Genomic DNA, 19,247 nt, shown 5'->3' with positions numbered 1-19,247 from the left:
GACGGTGGGGTGTTAAGCGGGGGCCCTTCCTATACAAAAGGCGTTAACAAGGGCCCCCGCCTTCGCTTCAGCGGTGGGGCCGTGTGACGTCAGGAGCACGGGGGCGCCGAGCGCCTCCTCGACCGTCGCCGGCCAGTCAGCCGGCGCCGGATCCAGCACCGGCCGCGCCCGCATCAGCCGGTCGGTGAGCGCGGCCTGCCGGTCCAGGTCACCGGGGCGGCCGGGGACGAGCCGGTCGAGGCCGTCGGCGTAGCGGCGGCAGATCCGCAGGACCGGGCCGGCCAGGTCGAGGTGGGTCAGGGCCAACCCGTCCACGCCGCCGGCCACCTCGAGCGCGTACCTGTGGGCGACGGCGTCGAAGTGCCCGAACCGGAACCGGCCCTGCCAGGCGTTCGTCGGGTTGCGCGGGTCGGTGAACGGCAGCGCCGGGTCCTCGGTGACAAGCGGCCCGGGGCCGTGCCGGGTGGTGGTCACCCGCAGCACCCCGAGCCGCTGGGCGGTGCCGGCCATCCCGGCCTCGGCCAGCAGCGTCTCGGCGTTGGCGAACGTCGTGGTGCTCCACGTCGTGTACGGGTGGAAGCCGTGCCACTCGTCGAGCAGCACCCCCTGCGCCCCTTCGAAGACGCAGGTGCCGGCGTGCAGGGCCCCGGCCAGCCAGGTCCGGTCGACGATCGCCACCCGGTCGGCGAAGGCCGCGTACGCGGGCAGGCAGTCGGCGACCGGCGGCGCGTCAAGCGGTCCCAGCTCGGCGGTGAGCCGGTCGCGCAGCGCGGCGAGCCGGCGGCGCAGCACCGCCGGCTCGCGGCAGTCGGCCACCCGGGGCGCCTCGTCGGGGTGGGCGAGGCCGTATGCCACGGCCTCGCCCACCCCCAGCCCGCAGGAGCCGTGCCGGTCGGCCCCCCGGGCGATCTCCCGGGCCCGGTTGGCGGCCCGGTGGTACGGGGTGGCCAGCAGCGCCTCCCCGTCCACGGTCAACCGGTCGAGCGCGTCGGGCACCCCGACCGCCGCGAGGTGGTCGGCCTCGGCGGCCAGCGCCAGCGGGTCCACCACCACGTGCCGGGCCAGGTGCGTCCGCACGCCGGGGCGGAACGTCCCGGCCCCGAACTGGGCGAACGTGTGCGCCCGCCCGTCGCGCAGCACGACGTTGTGCGCCGCCTGCGCGCCCCCGTTGAACCTGACGACTGTGTGCACCGGCCGGGTGGCGCAGAGCCAGTCGACGACCGTGCCCTTGCCGGCGTCGCCGTAGCCGAGGTCGACCACCATCACGTGGTTCACAGCCGGGTGACCCCGCCTTCGCCGTCGGTCGGGGTGAACGGCAGCGCCGCCACCGCGCGCCGGTCGCCGCCGAGGCGGGCGAGCGCCCGGGAGACGGTACGGGTGGCGGTCGAGCCGGTGCGGTCCAGGTCGTCCAGGCCGGTGTCCAGGTCGATGGCCTGCTCGCCGAGGCCGACGATGAGCGCGATGGTCTCGCAGACCGCGTCCAGGTCGTCCAGCTCGACCGCGTTCTGCCCGAGCAGGCCGCGCCAGAAGTCGAGCACCTTGCGGTTGCCGGCGTGGGCGGCGCCCGCGGGGAGCAGGTGGTAGGTGTCCCAGCGCGCGGTCACCTCGTCGACGATCTGCCGGATCGGCAGGTCCTCGGCCCGGCGGTCGCCGATCAGCTTGGCCACCTCCCGCGCCTTCACCCGGGGGTAGGCCAGCTCGTCGCCGATGACGAACAGGTAGCCGCGCCGGCCCCGCTTCTCCCAGCTGTCGGTGACGGTGTGCCGGGCCATGAAGTACAGCGCCAGCTCGTACGACTCCATCATCTGGCCGCCCCCGCCGCCTTCCAGCACGATCCGGCCGAGGTCGTCGTCCATCCGGTTGTCGGATTCGAACTGCCCGATCTGCAACGGCACCCGGTCGCAGGTGGCGTCGCCGATCGCGCCGAACATGACCTGCGGGTCGCGGGCGTACCCCTGGCGGAGCAGCAGGCCGAGCAGTTGCGGCAGCTTGCCCTGGAGCACCCGGGGCACGTGCCCCATCGAGCCGGTGACGTCGAAGAGCACCGCGATCGGTGTCGACTGCGGGTGTTCGGCGGAGTCGCGGCTCTCCCGCGTCGCGTCGCGCGGGTCGAGCGCGGGGTGCACGGTCCGCGCCCCGCTGTCGCTGTAGGAGAAAGCGCTCCGGCCGGTCTTGCGCCGGTAGCTGTCGGCCGCGTCGTACACGTCGGTGGACCAGATTCCGCTGCCCATGGCAGCCTCCCTAGGGGTTGAGGGTGAAGGGTCGGAAGGTGCGTGGCCCGTAGAGCCGGTCCAGCACCTCGTCGAGTTCGCGGAGCAGCCGCCAGGCGTCGTCCGGCCGGGCGGACAGCGCGGGCTGCTGGCAGCCGGCGGCGAAGGCGCGCAGCTCGCGCGGCGCGCGGTCGGCCATCAGCCAGGCCAGGCAGCGGGCGGCGAGCGCGATGTCGGTGCCCGGGCCGCAGGGCCGCTTTCCGGTGACCTCGGGCGGATACCAGTCGGCCATGCCGGTCACGAGCGCCGGCACCAGCCCGCCCGGCTCGGTGGAGAAGCACCAGTCGACAAGCACCAGGCCGTGCGCGTCCGGCTCGATCAGCACGTTCCGGGGGAGCACCGCGCCGTGCACCACCCCGGCCCGGTGGGCCAGGCCGAGCGCGACAAGCAACCGCCGCCACATCCAGGCCGCGTCGCGCGGGTCCACCCCGTCGGGGTACGCCCGGCGCACGTCCTCCAGGCTGTGCAGCCCCGGCACCGTCTCCAGCACATTGACGAGCAGTTCCGCGCCGGTAGCCGGGTCGCGCACCGGATAGGAGTCGACCAACCGCGGCACGTACGCGAGGTGCCGCGGGTCCCCGCGCTCGGCGATTCGCCGCAGCGCCCGCGCCTCCCGGCGCATCAGATCGTTGTCGCTCGGGTGCCGCGGTGCCTTGAGTTGCCGGTGATAAGCGGGGCCCCCGCCTATACCGGAGGCGTTAAGCGGGGCCCCCTCCTTGCACTTCATCGGAGGAGGGCGGGGTGTAGGAGGTGGGCGGCGCCGGGGCGGTAGAGCTTGGCGCGGGGGCCGCCCCGCGCGCCGCCGCGTTCGGTGCTGGCGCCGGTCGGCTCGACGAAGCCGGGCACGGAGAGCACCTTGCGGTGGAAGTTGCCGGCGTGCAGCGGCTGACCCCAGACCGTCTCGTAGACCGCCCGCAGCTCGGTGATGGTGAACTCGGGTGCGAGGAAGCGGGTGGCGAGCGCCGTGTATTCCAGCTTGGACCGGGCCCGCTCCAGCCCGTCGTCGATGATCCGGCCGTGGTCGAAGGCGAGCTGCCGGCTGGCCAGCGCTGTCACCGGCAGCCAGGCCGCGTCGGCGGCGTCGGTGTCGGCGACCGGGTCGGGCAGGTCGGGGGCGAACGCCAGGTGGGCGATGGAGACCACACGCATGCGCGGGTCGCGGTCGGGCGTGCCGTAGCTGCCGAGCTGTTCCAGGTGCACCCGGCGTAGCCGCTCGCCGCCGAGCCCGGTCTCCTCGGCCAGTTCGCGCCGGGCGCCTTCGGCGAGGTCCTCCGCCGGGCGGACGAAGCCGCCGGGCAGCGCCCAGTGCCCTTCGTAGGGAGGTGCGCCCCGGCGGATCAGCAGCAGGTGGAGCGCGCCCTCGCGGATGGTCAGGGCGACCACGTCGACGGTGACCGCGACCGCCGGGTAGTCCCGGGGGTCGTACCCGTCGAGGAAGTCCTGCTCGTTCACGACGATTTCCTTCTCAGCTTGAGAACAACTCAATCTGAGAACAACCTAACGCACGAGAGAGGGGACCGCAAGGCCCCCTCTCACGTCAGCGGACGGTGCCGACCAGGTGGGGTCGCCCGTCCCGGGCGCCGTGCAGCCCGAAGTCCCAGCCCTCACCGGTGCGCGACGCGCTGAAGGCCACCGTGGACGGCAGCGGCACCGGCAGCTTGAACGCCACGTCCACGGTGTACGCGTCAGGTAGCCGGGCATCAAGCGCGGCCAGGCAGCGGGCCTTGCTCCACATGCCGTGCGCGATCGGGCGCGGGAAGCCGAACAGCCGCGCGCCGAGCTTCGAGGTGTGGATCGGGTTGCGGTCGCCGGACACCCGGGCGTAGTCCGTACCCACCCGTGGCATCACCCGCCACTGCGCCGAGGAGGCCGGCGGCGCGGGGCGGTCACCCCGGTCGCGCCGCGGACCGCCGGCCGCGCGCTCCTTCCCGAGGTACGTCGACACGCCCCGCCACACCTCCTCGCCGCCGACCGAGCCGACGAGCACCACGTCGAGCTGCCGGCCCCGCTCGTGCGGGCGCAGGTTCTCCGAGTACGTCCGGAAGTCGACGACCTCGTCGGCCCGCACCGGCCGGCGCACGGTGATCCGGTTGGCCACGTGCACCACGCCGGTAAGCGGGATCGGGAAGTCGGCGGCGGTCATCAGCCGCAGCGACAGCGGGAACCCGAGCACGTGCAGGTAGGTCGCCGGCAGCCGGTCGGCCAGCCTGAACCCGCACACCCGGTCGTAGTCGGCCAGATGCCCCGGATCCACCCGAACCCCGGCAACCCCCAGCTCCACGCCGGGAAGCCCCCGCCCCCGCCCCCGCCCCCGCCCCCGCCCCCCACCGGGCACCGCCCCCAGCAGGGCCCGCCGATAGAGCCCCCCCGCGGAGGGCAACCCGTCCAACTCCACAAGCTCCCGCCCACCCGGCGTCTCACCGCGTCGATCATGAAGTTGGCGGTCTTGTTGATCTCCAGAAGTGCCGTCAACTTCATGATCGACGGGGCGGGTCGGGGCGAGCGCGGACAGATCCTGGGTCGGGGTGGCCTGGGCGGCCAGCGCAGCGGCGCGGGCGGAGGTGAGGTCCTGGGTGCGGCCCTCGATCAGGTCGTGCAACGACAGCTCCTCGGCCGGCTCCTCCGGCCGCTGCTTGCGCCGTGCCATCACGCCCCCAGCAGGCTCTGGCCGCAGACGCGGACCACGTTGCCGCTCACCGCGCCGGTCGCCGGCCAGGAGAGCCAGCCGATCGTCTCGGCCACGTCCACCGGCAGGCCGCCCTGGGCCATGCTGTTCATCCGCCGGCCCGCCTCGCGGATGGTCAACGGGATACGCGCGGTCAGCCGGGTCTCGATGAACCCGGGCGCGACCGCGTTCAGGCTGATCCCGCGCTCGCGCAGCACCGGGCTGAGCGAGTCGACCAGACCGATCACGCCGGCCTTGCTCGTCGCGTAGTTGGTCTGCCCCCGGTTGCCGGCGATCCCGGCGATCGAGGAGACCGAGACGATCCGACCGCCGGCCGGGATCAGGTCGCGCTCCAGCAGCACGTCGTTGATCCGCTCCTGGCTGGACAGGTTCACGTCGATCACCGAGTCCCACCGGTCGGCGTCCATCCGGCCGAGCGTCTTGTCCCGGGTGATGCCGGCGTTGTGCACCACCACGTCGACCCGGCCGTGCCGCGACGCCAGGTGCTCGGCCAGCCGGGCCGGCGCGTCCGGCGCGGTCAGGTCGAGCTGCACCGCGCTGCCGCCGACCGCGTTGGCGACCGTGGCCAGTTCGTCCCCCGCCGCCGGGACGTCAAGCGCCACCACCTGCGCGCCGTCGCGGGCGAGCACCGTGGCCAGCGCCGCGCCGATCCCCCGGGCCGCGCCTGTGACAAGCACGACCTGACCGTCGAGCGGCCGATTCCAGTCGGCCGGCGCGACGGCGGTGCCGGCGCCGACCCGGACGACCTGGCCCGAGACGTACGCGGAGCGGCCGGAGAGCAGGAAACGCAGGGTGGACTCCAGGCTCACCGGCGTGCCGGCGTCCCCGTCGCGGGTGACGTGGACCAGTTGGGCGGTGACGCCACGGCCGAACTCCTTCCCGATGCTGCGGGTCAGCCCCTCGCACGCGCGCTGAACGGTGGCCTCCCGGGGCGAGCCGCACTCGGCCGGCGGCGTGCCGAGCACGATCACCCGACCGCTGGGCAGCAACGACCGGGCGTGCGGGTGGAAGAAGTCGTAGAGCTGGCGCAGCCCGCTGGAGTCGGTGACGCCGCTGGCGTCGTACACCAGGGCGGCGAACCGGCTGTCGGCGGTGACGGCGGCCGGGTCGGCCAGCTCGACCCCGGCGGCGGTCAGGACCTTGCCGGCCGGCTCGGCGAGCCGACCGCCGGTGGCGGCGCCGAGCAGGACCGGCCCGGGGACGAGCGGGTCGCCAGGCGTGTGCCGGCGCAGTCGGGGCGGGTCGGGCAGCCCGAGGCGCTTGACCAGCGCACGACCGGCCCCCGTCTGGACGAAGCTCGCGTACCTGTCGGTCATAGGCGTAGCCTACTGGCGAGTAGGGTTTGGGCAAACAGCTTCGAGGAGGCCGATCGTGCAGAGTGTCAGGCGGGTCGCGGTGATCGGCGGCAACCGCATCCCCTTTGCCCGGTCCAACTCGCGTTACGCGCACGCGTCCAACGCCGACATGCTCGGCGCGGCCCTCGACGGGCTGGTCGCCCGGTTCGGGCTCGCCGGCGAGCGGCTCGGCGAGGTGGTGGCCGGCGCGGTGCTCAAGCACTCCCGGGACTTCAACCTCACCCGCGAGGTGGTGCTCGGCTCGCGGCTCGACCCGCACACCCCGGCGTACGACGTCCAGCAGGCATGCGGCACCGGGCTGGAGGCCGCCATCGGAGTCGCCAACAAGATCGCCCTCGGGCAGATCGACGCCGGCGTCGCCGGTGGCGTCGACACCACCTCCGACGCGCCGCTCGCCGTCAACGAGGACATGCGCCGCACGTTGATCCAGCTCAACTCGGCCCGCACCCTCGGCGAGCGGCTCCGGCTGGCCGCGAAGCTGCGCCCGCACCAGCCGTTCAAGCCGGAGATCCCGCGCAACGCCGAGCCGCGTACCGGGCTGTCGATGGGTGACCACGCCGCGGTCACCGCGCTGCGCTGGAACATCGACCGGGCCGCCCAGGACGAACTGGCGCTCCGCTCGCACCAGCGGCTCGCCGCCGCGTACGAGCAGGGGTTCTTCGACGACCTGATGACCCCCTACCTGGGGCTGACCCGCGACCAGAACCTCCGGCCGGACACCACCCTGGAGAAGCTCGGCTTGCTCAAGCCGGTCTTCGGCACCAGGGGCCCGGACGCCGAACGGGCCACCATGACCGCCGGCAACTCCTCGCCGCTCACCGACGGCGCGTCCACCGTGCTGCTCGCCTCCGAAGAGTGGGCGCGGGCGCACAACCTGCCCGTGCTCGCCTGGTTCTCCTGGTCCGAGACGGCCGCCGTCGACTTCGTGCACGGCGACGAGGGGCTGCTGATGGCCCCCGCGTACGCGGTGCCCCGGATGCTGGCCCGGGCCGGGCTCAAGCTTCCGGACTTCGACTACTACGAGATCCACGAGGCGTTCGCCTCGCAGGTGCTGGCCACGCTGGCGGCCTGGGAGTCGCCGGAGTTCTGCGCGGAACGGCTGGGCCTGGACGCGCCGCTCGGCTCGATCGACCGGGACCGGCTCAACGTCAACGGATCGTCGCTCGCCGCCGGGCACCCGTTCGCCGCCACCGGCGGCCGGATCGTCGCCACGCTTGCCAAGCTGCTCGACCGCAAGGGCAGCGGACGCGGGCTGATCTCCATCTGCGCGGCCGGCGGGCAGGGCGTGACCGCGATCCTGGAACGCTGAGACGGGCGACGCCCGCCCGCGTTCGTGAGGCGTTCGTGATGCGTTCGTGAAGCGGGCAACCCGAACGGTGCCCGCTTCCGTCCCCTGGGTATGAGGCGAGCGACGGAAGCTGTTCCGTGACGGGGCGCGACGACGAGTTCCGCGACTACATGTCGGCCCGGCTGGAGCCGCTGCGTCGTACCGCGTATCTGCTGTGCCGGGACTGGCACACGGCGGACGACCTGGTCTCGATCACGTTCAGCAAGCTCTACCGCAACTGGCAACGGGCGCGTGCCGCGGACAACCTGGACGCGTACGTCCGGGGGATGCTCACCAATACCTGGCTGGACGAGCAGCGACGGCCGTGGCGGCGCGAGCGCAGCACCGACGACGTGCCGGACCGGGCGGACCTGGCCGCCGTTGAGCCGGACGTCGGCGAGCGGGAGGCGCTGCTCGATCTGCTGGGGCGGCTCGCGCCACGACGACGCGCCGTGGTGGTGCTCCGTTTCTACTGCGACCTCTCGGTGGAGGAGACCGCTCAGGTGCTCGCGATCAGTAGCGGGACCGTGAAGAGCCAGGCGGCCCGTGCGTTGGAGACGCTCCGCCTGCTCGCCTCGCAGGACTCGGCAATGGAGAGCGGGAGGCAGAGATGACGTATCGGCAGATCTTTGACGAGGCGATCGGCGCGGCGCCGCCGACGGCTGTGGACATCGACAGCCTGTTGGCGCGGGAGGGCCGGCGCCGGCGACGGCGGTTCGGGACGTACGCGGCCTCCGCGGCGACCGCGGTGCTGGCGCTGGCGCTCAGTGCCGGCATGGTGATCGGACCGCGTTCGGCCGCCGAGCCGGCACCGGCCTACTCGGCGGCCTCCGCCACCCCGGTGGGTCACGCGGAGCGCCTCCGCTCGGCGATGCTCGCCGCGCTCGACCGAGAGGCGCCGGACCTACGCTGGGTGCTCGGTGCCGATCCGGTCACCGACCAGGCAACCTGGGGTGGCCCGCTTACCGACACACCCCAGTGGTCGATGGACTCGTACCGGTGGGTCTCCTTGACCGGTTGGTCGGGGGTGGGCGTGGCAGCCCGTGGCGACCGCCGGTCCTACCTGGCCGTCATCGTGGGCCAACCACGTCCCGGCCAGACCGCCGATCCCGGGCGCTGCACCGGCCGCTCGAAGAACTGTCGATCCTTCACCGGCCCGAACGGCGAGCGGGTGGTCACGGTGGACTTCGAGGGCCTGCGCACCGTTCCTCAGCCCGCCGCCCGGATCGTCTCCCGGTTCGTGACCGTCATGCGAACCGACGGGACCTGGGTGAACGTCCAGACGGTCTCGTCCACCGACCGGCACCTGCTGACGGCGGAAGAAATGGTCGGGGTCGCGCTGGATCCCGCGATCCGGGTGAGCTGACCGCATGCTCACCCCCGGTCCGGCCCGTGCGTGCGGGCCGGACCGGGCTCGCCGGCGCCCGGGTCGGCTCGTGAAAGACTGAGGTACGTGACGACGATCCCGAACGTGCTCGCCAACCGCTACGCCTCGCCGGAACTGGTCGCGCTCTGGTCGCCGGAGGAGAAGATCCGGATGGAGCGCCGGCTCTGGCTGGCGGTGCTCCGGGCCCAACGTGACCTCGGCGTGCCGGTGCCGGACGGGGTGGTCGAGGCGTACGAGCGGGTGGTCGACGACGTCGACCTGGCCTCGATCGCGGCGCGCGAGCGGGTCACCCGGCATGACGTGAAGGCCCGGATCGAGGAGTTCAGCGCGCTCGCCGGGCACGAGCACGTGCACAAGGGGATGACCTCCCGCGACCTCACCGAGAACGTCGAGCAGCTCCAGATCCGCGCGTCGCTGGAGCTGATCCGGGACCGGGTGGTCGCCACCCTGGCCCGGCTCGCCTGGCACGCGGGCGAATACTCCCCGCTGGTGATGACCGGCCGGTCGCACAACGTCGCGGCCCAGGCCACCACGCTCGGCAAGCGCTTCGCGTCCGCCGCGGAGGAGCTGCTGATCGCGTACGAGCGGCTGGAGGACCTGATCGGCCGCTACCCGCTGCGCGGGATCAAGGGGCCGATGGGCACCGCGGCCGACCAGCTCGACCTCTTCGACGGCGACGCCGGCAAGGTCGCCGAGCTGGAGCGTCGGGTGGCCGGGCACCTGGGCTTCGCCCGGGTGCTGGACAGCGTCGGCCAGGTCTATCCGCGCTCGCTCGACTTCGACGTGCTCGCCGCGCTGGCGCAGGTGGCCGCCGCGCCGTCGTCACTTGCGACCACGATCCGGCTGATGGTGGGCCAGGAGCTGGTCACCGAGGGCTTCAAGCCGGGGCAGGTCGGGTCCAGCGCGATGCCGCACAAGATGAACACCCGTTCCTCGGAGCGGGTGAACGGCTTCGCGGTGATCATCCGGGGTTACCTGTCGATGGTCGGCGAGCTGGCCGGCGACCAGTGGAACGAGGGCGACGTGTCCTGCTCGGTGGTGCGCCGGGTGGCGCTGCCGGACGCGTTCTTCGCCGCCGACGGCCTGTTCCAGACGTTCCTCACCGTGCTCGACGAGTTCGGCCCGTACCCGGCGGTGATCAACCGGGAGCTGGAGCGCTTCCTGCCGTTCCTGGCCACCACGAAGATCCTGGTCGCCGCCGTGCGCCGGGGCGTCGGCCGGGAGGTCGCGCACGAGGTGATCAAGGAGCACGCGGTGGCCGTGGCGCTGGCCATGCGGGAGAAGGGCGCGCCCGAGAACGACCTGTTCGACCGCCTGGCCGCCGACGGCCGCCTGAACCTGACCCGCCCCGAGATCGACACCCTGGTCGCCGACCGCAGCACCTTCGTAGGCGCCGCCAACGACCAGGTGACCCGGGTCAACGTGCGAATCACCAGGATCGTCCAGTCCCACCCCGAAGCCGCCACCTACTCCCCACCCCCCATCCTCTGACGGCCCCTGCTCTTCTGGTCGATCATGAAGTTGGCGGCACGCGAGGAGATCATTCCTGCCGTCAACTTCATGATCGACGCGGCAGGCAGCGCCGGTCAGGGGCCGGTGGGGGTTTCGGCCGCCGAACTCAGGTTGGGGGCGCTTGCCGGCTCGGCGATGCCGCCGGGGGCGGTGGTGATCTCCGGCTCGTGGGCGGTCTCGGCGGCGATCATCGGCTGGTCCGGCGGCATGATGTCGGGCGTCCTCGGCACCACGATCACCGCCGTGCCGTACGCGCAGATCTCCATCCACATCTCGCCGCAGTCGCGGCTGTCGAAGCGCATGCCGATCACCGCGTTCGCGCCGAGACGCTGCGCCTCCTCGCCGAGCCGGGCCACCGAGTCGGTGCGCCAGCGGGTGAGGTTGTCCGGCGCCATCGGGTCGTAGGCGCCACCACGCAGATTCTTGACCCCCTCGCGGTACGGGTTGCGGGTCCGCGCCATCGAGGAGACCACCTCACCGAGGATCTGGCGGATCTCGTAGCCGGGTAGTTGATCCGTCGTCACGACCAGCACGGTTCCGATGCTGTCAGTAGCCACCGGAGGTGGTTCGGGTGCCGTGTGCACCTGATCGGATGCTGCAAAACGGCGCGGCGCGGACGGTCGGGCGACTCCCGACCCATCCGCGCCGCCACGGTGGAAACCGTCAGACACCGGCCACCGAGGTGATCCAGGACCTGTTGTACGCGACACTGCCGTAGTTCTGGATGCTGGAGCCGTCGGCGGTGGAGGCCACCCCGACCTGCTGGCCGTTGTAGAACTCCGGGCCGCCCGAGTCGCCTCGCCAGGCGTTGCCGTTGACCCGGGTGCTCCGGATCGCCTGGCCGCCGTACGCGTCGGTGACGCTTGTGCTCGTCACCCGGACGTTGGCGGTCTTGAGTTGGGGCGACGCGCCGCAGCCGCTGTAGCAGGTCATGCCCCAGCCGTAGATCGAGTTGGTGGAGCCGACCGGCGGGTTGCTGCTCGCCAGCGAGACGGTGGAGGTGCTGACCGTGCTGGAGAGCCGGAGCAGGGCCAGGTCGTTGCGGGTGTAGGAGGCGCTCACGGTGCGGGTGACGCCGCCCGAGGCGTAGTAGACGCTGCCGACCCGGACCGACATCGTGCCGCTGACGCAGTGCCGGGCGGTGAGTACCCACTGGGACGCGATCACGCTGCCGGAGCAGGTGAACGAGCCGTTGCTGAAGACGGCCGCGGCCCACGGCGCGGACGAGACGGTGCCGCCGCCGATGATCGGCTGCGGGCCGGCCGGCGCGGCGCCGGCGCCGGATGCGGTGGCCCAGACGCCGGCAAGGGCGGTGGTCAGCACGGCGAGCAGGGAACGGAGGCGCATGTCGGGGCTCCTTCTGCGCGGACACCCGGGGTCGCCGGGTGATCGGGCCCGCCGGGCGGGGTGGACCGGCGGGGACGTCGATCAATGACATCGACATCTGGCGATGCATGCTATGGGCGTGCCGGGCCGGGTCGCCAGATACCAATTGATAGATACCGATCGTGTGAGGTGTGCCGCGGGGTGGGACGGGGTGCTGTCGGAAACTGGTCCCGCCGCGCGGCGGTGCAGGGCAAGATGCCTGGTGAGAGGCGTTGTGTGCGGCAGGGGTGCGCCCTGCCCCGCAACGAATACGTATCGACGCCGCAACGAACGCGCAACGGTCCCCGGTCCGCGCCGACAGTCCTGCCCGTCACCGCCCGATCTGGCGGCGGCCGGTGCGGGCGGGACGGTATCTGCCAGGTAGGCTGGCTGCGCTCGGCCGTTTGTGGGCCGGCACCCAACTGCGTACACAGTCAGGAGTGCCCCGTGCCTCGCGTCGTAGTCGACGTCATGCTCAAGCCCGAGATCCTCGATCCGCAGGGCCAGGCCGTCGCGAACGCGCTGCCCCGGCTCGGCGTCAGCGACGTCGCCTCGGTTCGGATCGGCAGGCGGATCGAGATCGAGTTCACCGGCGAACCGGACCTTGACCGGGCCCGTGAGATCGCCGACAAGTTGCTCGCCAACCCGGTCATCGAGGACTTCACCGTCCGCGTGGTCACCTCCGACGAGACCGCGGGCGCGCACTCGTGACCGCCCGGGTCGGTGTGGTGACCTTCCCCGGCTCGCTCGACGACGGGGACGCGGCCCGGGCCGTCCGGATCGCCGGTGGCGAGCCGGTCCGGCTGTGGCACGGCGACCCGGACCTGCACGGGGTGGACGCCGTCGTCCTGCCCGGCGGCTTCTCCTACGGCGACTACCTGCGCTGCGGGGCCATCGCCCGGTTCGCGCCGGTGATGGAGACGGTCGTCGAGGCCGCCCGCGGTGGCCTGCCGGTGCTCGGCATCTGCAACGGCTTCCAGATCCTCTGCGAGGCGCATCTGTTGCCCGGGGCGCTCACCCGCAACCAGCACCTGCACTTCCGCAACCGGGACCAGGTCCTCCGGATCGAGGCCACCGGCACCGCCTGGACCAATGCGTTCCAGCCGGGCCAGGAGGTGCTCGTCCCGGTCAAGAACGGCGAGGGCTGCTACGTCGCCGACGCCGCGACGCTGGACCGGCTGGAGGCCGAGGGCCGCGTCGTCGCCCGATACCTCGGCGGCAACCCGAACGGATCGCAGCGCGACATCGCCGCGATCACCAATGAGGCCGGCAACGTCGTCGGCATCATGCCGCATCCCGAGCACGCGGTGGAGGCGCTCACCGGCCCCTCCCTGGACGGCCTCGGCTTCTTCACCTCGGTGCTCAAGCACCTGGTGGGAGCCCCCGCGTGATGATGACCGGCACCATCGGTCGGCTCACCCGCCGTCGCGGCGGCGAGCGCAGCAAGGAGACGTCATGACCACCCACCCGGATCCGACCCTGCCCCAGGCGCAGGGCGTGGTGCCGCAGGCCGGCCCGACCGACGACTGGGCGCCGGGCGTGGACACCGTGCAGCGGGCCGGCGGCACGCCGGAAGAGCTTCAGCCGTACGCCGAGCTGGGCCTCCGCGACGACGAGTACGACCGGATCCGGCACATCCTCGGCCGCCGGCCCACCCAGGCCGAGCTGGCCATGTATTCGATCATGTGGAGCGAGCACTGCTCCTACAAGTCGAGCAAGGTGCACCTGCGCCAGTTCGGCGAGAAGGCGCCGCCGAGCGACCGGCTGCTCGCCGGCATCGGCGAGAACGCCGGCGTGGTCCGGGTCTCCGACGAGCTGGCGGTGACCTTCAAGGTCGAGTCGCACAACCACCCGAGCTTCGTCGAGCCCTACCAGGGCGCGGCGACAGGCGTCGGCGGCATCGTCCGTGACATCCTCGCCATGGGCGCCCGCCCGGTGGCCGTGATGGACCCGCTGCGCTTCGGCGCGGCCGACCACCCGGACACCGCCCGCGTGCTGCCCGGCGTGGTGGCCGGCGTCGGCGGCTACGGCAACTGCCTCGGCCTGCCCAACATCGGCGGTGAGGTGGTCTTCGACCCCTGCTACCAGGGCAACCCGTTGGTCAACGCGCTCTGCCTGGGCGTGCTGCCGGTCGACCGGCTCCAGAAGAAGGACGCCACCGGCCCCGGCAACGTCGTGGTGCTGATGGGCGCCAAGACCGGCCGGGACGGCATCGGCGGCGTGTCGGTGCTTGCGAGCGCCACCTTCGACGAGGGCAGCGAGCAGCGCCGCCCGTCCGTGCAGGTGGGCGACCCGTTCATGGAGAAGCTGCTCATCGAGGCGTGCCTGGAGCTGTACGACGCCGAGCTCGTGGTCGGCATCCAGGACCTCGGCGGCGCCGGCCTGACCTGCGCCCTCACCGAGACCGCCGCCTCTGCCGGCACCGGCATGCGGGTCTGGTTGGAGCGGGTGCCGCTGCGCGAGCCGTCGATGGAGCCGCACGAGATCCTCGCCAGCGAGTCCCAGGAGCGGATGCTGCTCGTGGTCACGCCGGAGAAGCTGGAGGCGGTGCTCAAGACCGCCGAGAAGTGGGGCGTCTGGGCCACCGCCATCGGTGAGGTCACCGCGCCGTCGCCGGACGGCCGGCCGGGTCGGCTTGTCATCACCTGGCGCGACCAGCTCGTGGTCGACGTACCGCCGGGTTCGCTCGTCGACGACGGCCCGGTCTACGCCCGACCGATGCGTGAGCCGGCCGACCTGATCCTGCTCCAGGCCGACCGGGCCGAGACGCTGCCCCGGCCGGGCACCCCGGACGCGCTCCGGGAGACCGTGCTCCGCATGATCGCCTCGCCGAACCTGGCCGACAAGACCTGGGTCACCGAGCAGTACGACCGCTACGTGCTCGGCAACACCGTGCTCGCCCAGCCGGAGGACTCCGGCGTGATCCGGATCGACGAGCGGACCGGCCTGGGTGTCGCCCTCTCCGTCGACGGCAACGGCAGGTACGCCCGCCTCGACCCGTACCACGGGACGAAGCTGGCGCTTGCCGAGGCGTACCGGAACGTGGCGGTGACCGGCGCGAAGCCGATCGCCGTGACCAACTGCCTCAACTTCGGCTCCCCGGAGGACCCGGGCGTGATGTGGCAGTTCGCCGAGGCCGTGCGCGGCCTGGCGGACGGCTGCCTGGAGCTGGGCATCCCGGTCACCGGCGGCAACGTCAGCTTCTACAACCAGACCGGCGCCGCGGCCATCCACCCGACCCCGGTGGTGGGCGTGCTGGGCGTGCTCGACGACGTCGCCGAGCGGGTGCCGATGGGCTTCGTGCCCCGGCCGGCCGGCGACCACGACCAGCTCTTCCTGCTGGGCGAGACGCACGTCGAGCTTTCCGGTTCCGAGTGGGCGTGGGTGACCCACGAGCACCTGGGCGGCATCCCGCCGCAGGTGGACCTGGCCCGGGAGCGGCAGCTCGCCGAGCTGCTGGCCGAGGCGGCCCGGGTCGGGCACCTCAGCTCGGCGCACGACCTCTCCGACGGTGGGCTGGCGCAGAGCCTGGTCGAGTCCACCCTGCGCCGCGGCGTCGGCGCCCAGATCGCGCTGCCGGAGCACTTCGCCGAGGGCTCGATGCCGTTCGTCTTCCTGTTCAGCGAGTCCGCCGGCCGGGTCCTGGTGTCGGTGCCGCGCGGGCACGAGAAGGCGTTCACCGCCCTCTGCGCCGAGCGGGGGGTGCCGTGGGAGCTCATCGGCGTCACCGACCCGACCGGCGGGGCGCTGGAGGTGCGTGGCCAGTTCCGGATCGACCTGAACGAGCTGCGGGAGGTGCACGGCGCGACGCTGCCGCGTCTCTTCGGCGACGCCGAGGCGGCGCGGGTGGAGGTGGCGGCGACCCGTACCGGCACCGCCACCGTGCTGCCGGCGACCGCCGAGCAGCCGGTCGGTGTGGACCCGGCCCAGGTCGACGCGGAGCCGATCGCCCGGACCGGGCCGGAGGCCGGAGCGCCTGGCGTACCGACCCCGGCGGAGGCCGCGGACGGGCCCGGCGGGCCGGCTCACACCCAGGCCGAGATGGCGACCGGTGGATCCGCTCCGGCGGGGACCGAGGCCGTGACGGACGGCTCCGGTCCGGCTGAGGTTGATTCCGGCACGACCGGGGACGCGGGTACGGCCGACGCGGAGTCCACCCCGGACGCCGACCGCACCGCTTCCGGTGAGCCGGACCAGCGCTAAGGCCCAGGCCATGGCCGTCTTCGCCCAACCCGGTGCCGGCGCCCGGTTCGACTGGGGGCTGACCGGGGCGGCGGAACTCGGCCGGGTCTGCGCCGCCCTGGTGGTGGTGGACGTGCTCTCGTTCACCACCGCCGTGGAGGTGGCGGTGGGCCGCGGTTCACGGGTGCACCCGTTCCCCTGGGGTGAACAGGCCGCGGAATACGCCCGTCGGGTCGGGGCCGTCGCCGCCGTGGGGCGTCGGAAGACGACGCCGGAGCACCCGTGGTCGCTCTCCCCGGCGGCCCTGCGAGCCGCGCCGGTGGCCCCCGACCTGGTGCTGCCGTCGCCCAACGGCTCGGCGATCAGCGCCGCGGCGAGCGCCACCGGAACGCCCGTGGTCGCGGCGTGCCTGCGCAACGCACGCTCCGTCGGGCGATGGCTGCGCAACCAGGGGTACGGCACGAACGACGCACCGGTGGGCGTGGTGGCCGCCGGGGAGCGCTGGCCCGACGGGTCGCTGCGTCCCTGCGTGGAGGATCAACTCGGCGCGGCCTGTGTGCTTGACGCGCTGGCCGGGGTGCCCGGTGGGCTCTCGGTGGAGGCGGCCATGGCGCTTGCCGCGTTGGCAAGCACACCCGACGTGCCGGCGGCGGTCCGGGGCTGCGTCTCCGGCCGGGAACTCGCCGAGGGCGGATTCGTCTCCGACGTCGAGGTCGCCGTCGAGGTAGACGTCTCCGGCGTGGTGCCGGTGCTCCGCCAGGGCTACTTCACCGCCGCCTGAGCCGCCCCGCCCCGCCCCGCCCCGCCCCGCCCCGCCCCGCCCCGCCCGAGCTTCGTCGAGTTGCGGGCAGCGGCGTCGATCTTGGACTTGTGGTGCCAAGAAATGTCGGGCTCGTGCTGATATCGGAGGTGCCACAACTCCAAGGTCGGCGGGAAGGGGCGACAGCGGAAATGCGGGTATGCGTGGAATGCATACCGTAACGCCGTTGAGCGGCTTGAATGGGTAGGCTCGATTTTGACCCAGCTACCGCCAGGAGCGAGGTCGCCGGTGACACACGCCAACTGCCCCCGCTGCGGCGGACGCCTGGCTCGCGACAACGACAGTGGACGCTGCGCGCCCTGTCAGGCCGCCGAACGGGACCGGCTGAACGCCCCGCCGGTGGTGCCGGCGTCGTTCTGGGAGCACGAGCCGGTACGGGCGGCGCTGGCCGGACGGCATCTCGGCCGGGCGATTCGCGCGTATCGGAATCACCCCTACCAGGGGAGGAGCCCACTGCCACAGAGCGTGGTGGCGGGTTGGCTGGGGATCACGCAGGCGCAGTTGAGCCGGGTGGAGAACGGACCGCCGATCATTCACCTGGATCGCCTCATCCACTGGGCGCGGCTGCTCCGGATTCCATCGCCGTACCTGTGGTTCAGCCTGCCCGACCAGCCGCCCGCCATGCAAAGCTCGGATGCCGAGCGACCGGACCACGAGCCGGTCGCGGCCCTGGAGACAGCCGGGACGGCGAACCCGCCGATCCCGGCGGATGCCGCGACACCGGCATCGGAGCGAGGAGGTGGCACCACGGACCGCCGACAGTTTCACGCCCTGGCCGCACTTGCCGGCATCGCCGCGACGGGCTTCCACGACCTGTTTTCCGGCCCGGTCGACGCACCTCGGAGCGTCGGCATGGAACAGGTGCGCTACGCCGGCTCGTTGGTGGAGCAACTCCGCCAGGCCGACGCGGTCGCGGGCGCCGATCAGCTCTACGACATCGCCGTTCGGGTCCATTCACGCCTGTCGTCGTGGGCGACAAAAGCCACGTACAGCCGGGAGGTCGGCGACGCCCTGCAGACCGCGTTGGCCGACCTGGCGATAGAGACCGCCTGGCTGGCCATCGACTCCGACCGTCGGCCGCTGGCACGGCCGTACCTCAACGAGGCGATCACCCGGGCCCGCATCGCCGACGATCCGCGCATGGAGGTCCGCGCCTTCGCTCAGCTCGCGCTGCTCGTTCGGGACGACCACCCCGGCGAGTCGTTGCACAGCGCGGAAGCCGCAGTGCGTGCCTCGGCCGGGTGGGGCACGCCGAGGTTGGCGACCTTGCTCCACCTGCGCACCGCGCATACGAACGCGGCATTGGGGGATGTGGGCGGCTTCAGCCGGGCGATGACCAAGGCTCGCCGCGAGTTCGAGCGCGGCGCCAGCGAGGACGACATGCCATTCCTCCACTTCGTCACGGCACAGGAGGTCCAGGGCATCGAAGGGCTGTCGTACCTCGCGATGGGCCGGGCTGATCGTGCCGCGGACGCGTTCCGCGCGATCACTGAGAACATCCCACCGGCGTTGCGCCGGAACCGGATCTACTACACGGTCCAACTCGCCGATGCGCAGTGCCGGCTCGGCGACGTCAACGAGGCCGCGCGTACGGCGATGGATGTCCTGCCCGAGCTGGGCCAGGTGAGTTCCGGGCGGGTTTCGCGCCACCTCGCCCAGGTCAGGTCGAGCCTGGGGCAGGCCCAGCGACCGACCGCCACGAGCCGCGGGTTCATCGACGCCTACGACCAGGTGGTGAGCCGGTAGTGCGGGGACTGGATCTGCGTCACCACACCGCGGTCGAGGCGGCTCCGCTCGTCGACGACCTCGTCGCCCTCTACCTCCAGGTGTACGTGGGGGGCGGCGAGTTCCACAGCGAGGACCGTTACCGGCGCCAGCTCGCCGCCCACATGTCCCGCGACGGGTGGAGCCTGGTCACCGCCACGGCCGGCGGGGAACTGGCCGGGTACATCTACGGCTTTCCCCTGCCCGCCGAGACCGGGTGGTGGGCGGGAATCGAGCAACCCACTCCGCCCGAGTTCGTCGCGGAGACGGGACGACGCACCTTCGCCGTCAGCGAACTGCTCGTGCAACCGCAGTGGCGGCGTCAAGGTGTGGCGCGAGCGCTGCACGACCAACTTCTGGGCCGCCGCGCGGAGGATCGCGCCACCCTTCTGGTGGACCCGGAGAACAGCGTCGCTCGACGCGCCTACGACTCCTGGGGGTGGCGGCACGTCACTCATCTGACGCCGGCCTGGGATGACGCGCCAAGGTTCATGGTCCTGGTCAGGCAGCCCGCTCACGCCGAACCGGGGACCTGAAGACGGTGGCCGCCCCGCGATAGCGGGGCGGCCACCGTCGTGA

At 72.7% G+C, this 19,247-nt stretch carries 18 protein-coding genes; 10 read left to right on the top strand and 8 right to left on the bottom strand.

Annotated elements, in window-relative coordinates; all coding sequences use genetic code 11:
* Positions 1–12: 12 nt before the first annotated feature.
* From SM450_RS06855 to SM450_RS06830, 6 genes are all read right to left on the bottom strand, one after another.
* Positions 13–1,275: an adenylosuccinate synthetase gene (locus SM450_RS06855; RefSeq protein WP_474618807.1), complete on the bottom strand. Its 1,263-nt coding sequence runs from the start codon at positions 1,273–1,275 to the stop codon at positions 13–15.
* Complete coding sequence (locus tag SM450_RS06850; RefSeq protein ID WP_474618806.1) at positions 1,272–2,231, bottom strand: hypothetical protein; 960 nt, start codon at positions 2,229–2,231, stop codon at positions 1,272–1,274. The genes SM450_RS06855 and SM450_RS06850 overlap by 4 nt, the downstream gene beginning before the upstream one ends.
* A gap of 10 nt (positions 2,232–2,241) precedes the next feature.
* Positions 2,242–2,892 (bottom strand): BUD32 family EKC/KEOPS complex subunit, encoded by a 651-nt coding sequence (locus tag SM450_RS06845; RefSeq protein ID WP_474618805.1) that lies wholly within the window; start codon positions 2,890–2,892, stop codon positions 2,242–2,244.
* 101 nt (positions 2,893–2,993) lie between these two features.
* Positions 2,994–3,728: an NUDIX hydrolase gene (locus SM450_RS06840; protein WP_474619040.1), complete on the bottom strand. Its 735-nt coding sequence runs from the start codon at positions 3,726–3,728 to the stop codon at positions 2,994–2,996.
* Between the two features lie 79 nt (positions 3,729–3,807).
* Entirely contained in the window at positions 3,808–4,917 is a 1,110-nt protein-coding gene (locus SM450_RS06835) for a MaoC/PaaZ C-terminal domain-containing protein (RefSeq protein WP_474618804.1), read from the bottom strand.
* Entirely contained in the window at positions 4,917–6,272 is a 1,356-nt protein-coding gene (locus SM450_RS06830) for a 3-oxoacyl-ACP reductase (protein WP_474618803.1), read from the bottom strand. Before SM450_RS06830 ends, SM450_RS06835 begins: the two co-directional genes overlap by 1 nt.
* A gap of 55 nt (positions 6,273–6,327) precedes the next feature.
* On the opposite strand from SM450_RS06830, the gene SM450_RS06825 reads away from it, so the two are divergent.
* From SM450_RS06825 to purB, 4 genes are all read left to right on the top strand, one after another.
* Positions 6,328–7,620, top strand: a complete 1,293-nt coding sequence (locus SM450_RS06825; RefSeq protein WP_474618802.1) for an acetyl-CoA C-acetyltransferase — start codon at positions 6,328–6,330, stop codon at positions 7,618–7,620.
* A 116-nt stretch (positions 7,621–7,736) separates the two neighbouring features.
* Complete coding sequence (locus SM450_RS06820; RefSeq protein ID WP_474618801.1) at positions 7,737–8,252, top strand: SigE family RNA polymerase sigma factor; 516 nt, start codon at positions 7,737–7,739, stop codon at positions 8,250–8,252.
* Complete coding sequence (locus SM450_RS06815; RefSeq protein ID WP_474618800.1) at positions 8,249–9,004, top strand: hypothetical protein; 756 nt, start codon at positions 8,249–8,251, stop codon at positions 9,002–9,004. The genes SM450_RS06820 and SM450_RS06815 overlap by 4 nt, the downstream gene beginning before the upstream one ends.
* Positions 9,005–9,091: 87 nt before the next feature.
* The gene (gene purB / locus SM450_RS06810) at positions 9,092–10,516 is read left to right on the top strand and encodes an adenylosuccinate lyase (RefSeq protein WP_474618799.1); all 1,425 of its coding nucleotides are present in this window, start codon (positions 9,092–9,094) and stop codon (positions 10,514–10,516) included.
* Between the two features lie 95 nt (positions 10,517–10,611).
* Here purB and SM450_RS06805 read toward each other — a convergent pair whose 3' ends face one another.
* Entirely contained in the window at positions 10,612–11,070 is a 459-nt protein-coding gene (locus tag SM450_RS06805; RefSeq protein ID WP_474618798.1) for a YbjQ family protein, read from the bottom strand.
* Between the two features lie 130 nt (positions 11,071–11,200).
* On the bottom strand, positions 11,201–11,884 hold the full coding sequence (locus SM450_RS06800; RefSeq protein WP_474618797.1) for a S1 family peptidase: 684 nt from the start codon (positions 11,882–11,884) through the stop codon (positions 11,201–11,203).
* A 465-nt stretch (positions 11,885–12,349) separates the two neighbouring features.
* On the opposite strand from SM450_RS06800, the gene purS reads away from it, so the two are divergent.
* The 6 genes from purS to SM450_RS06770 all read left to right on the top strand — a co-directional run bounded on the left by purS (position 12,350) and on the right by SM450_RS06770 (position 19,204).
* Positions 12,350–12,613: a phosphoribosylformylglycinamidine synthase subunit PurS gene (gene purS, locus SM450_RS06795; protein ID WP_474618796.1), complete on the top strand. Its 264-nt coding sequence runs from the start codon at positions 12,350–12,352 to the stop codon at positions 12,611–12,613.
* Positions 12,610–13,293: a phosphoribosylformylglycinamidine synthase subunit PurQ gene (gene purQ / locus SM450_RS06790; RefSeq protein ID WP_474618795.1), complete on the top strand. Its 684-nt coding sequence runs from the start codon at positions 12,610–12,612 to the stop codon at positions 13,291–13,293. Before purS ends, purQ begins: the two co-directional genes overlap by 4 nt.
* 64 nt (positions 13,294–13,357) lie before the next feature.
* On the top strand, positions 13,358–16,105 hold the full coding sequence (gene purL, locus SM450_RS06785) for a phosphoribosylformylglycinamidine synthase subunit PurL (RefSeq protein ID WP_474618794.1): 2,748 nt from the start codon (positions 13,358–13,360) through the stop codon (positions 16,103–16,105).
* Between the two features lie 10 nt (positions 16,106–16,115).
* A complete protein-coding gene (locus tag SM450_RS06780; protein ID WP_474618793.1) occupies positions 16,116–16,865 on the top strand; it encodes a 2-phosphosulfolactate phosphatase in 750 nt (249 codons plus the stop codon).
* Between the two features lie 267 nt (positions 16,866–17,132).
* A complete protein-coding gene (locus SM450_RS06775; protein ID WP_474618792.1) occupies positions 17,133–18,650 on the top strand; it encodes a helix-turn-helix domain-containing protein in 1,518 nt (505 codons plus the stop codon).
* A complete protein-coding gene (locus SM450_RS06770; protein ID WP_474618791.1) occupies positions 18,650–19,204 on the top strand; it encodes an N-acetyltransferase family protein in 555 nt (184 codons plus the stop codon). The genes SM450_RS06775 and SM450_RS06770 overlap by 1 nt, the downstream gene beginning before the upstream one ends.
* Positions 19,205–19,247 lie beyond the last annotated feature (43 nt).

This window comes from Micromonospora marincola (genome assembly GCF_056150385.1).
Note: the sequence above shows the minus strand (reverse complement) of the source record. Positions and strands in the feature narration are given on the sequence as shown.

Coding starts and splice junctions, on each gene's coding strand:
- SM450_RS06850 (WP_474618806.1), bottom strand. CDS start 2,231: ATGGGCAGCGGAATCTGGTCCACCGACGTGTACGACGCGGCCGACAGC.
- SM450_RS06845 (WP_474618805.1), bottom strand. CDS start 2,892: ATGCGCCGGGAGGCGCGGGCGCTGCGGCGAATCGCCGAGCGCGGGGAC.
- SM450_RS06835 (WP_474618804.1), bottom strand. CDS start 4,917: ATGGCACGGCGCAAGCAGCGGCCGGAGGAGCCGGCCGAGGAGCTGTCG.
- SM450_RS06830 (WP_474618803.1), bottom strand. CDS start 6,272: ATGACCGACAGGTACGCGAGCTTCGTCCAGACGGGGGCCGGTCGTGCG.
- SM450_RS06815 (WP_474618800.1), top strand. CDS start 8,249: ATGACGTATCGGCAGATCTTTGACGAGGCGATCGGCGCGGCGCCGCCG.
- SM450_RS06800 (WP_474618797.1), bottom strand. CDS start 11,884: ATGCGCCTCCGTTCCCTGCTCGCCGTGCTGACCACCGCCCTTGCCGGC.
- purL (WP_474618794.1), top strand. CDS start 13,358: ATGACCACCCACCCGGATCCGACCCTGCCCCAGGCGCAGGGCGTGGTG.
- SM450_RS06780 (WP_474618793.1), top strand. CDS start 16,116: ATGGCCGTCTTCGCCCAACCCGGTGCCGGCGCCCGGTTCGACTGGGGG.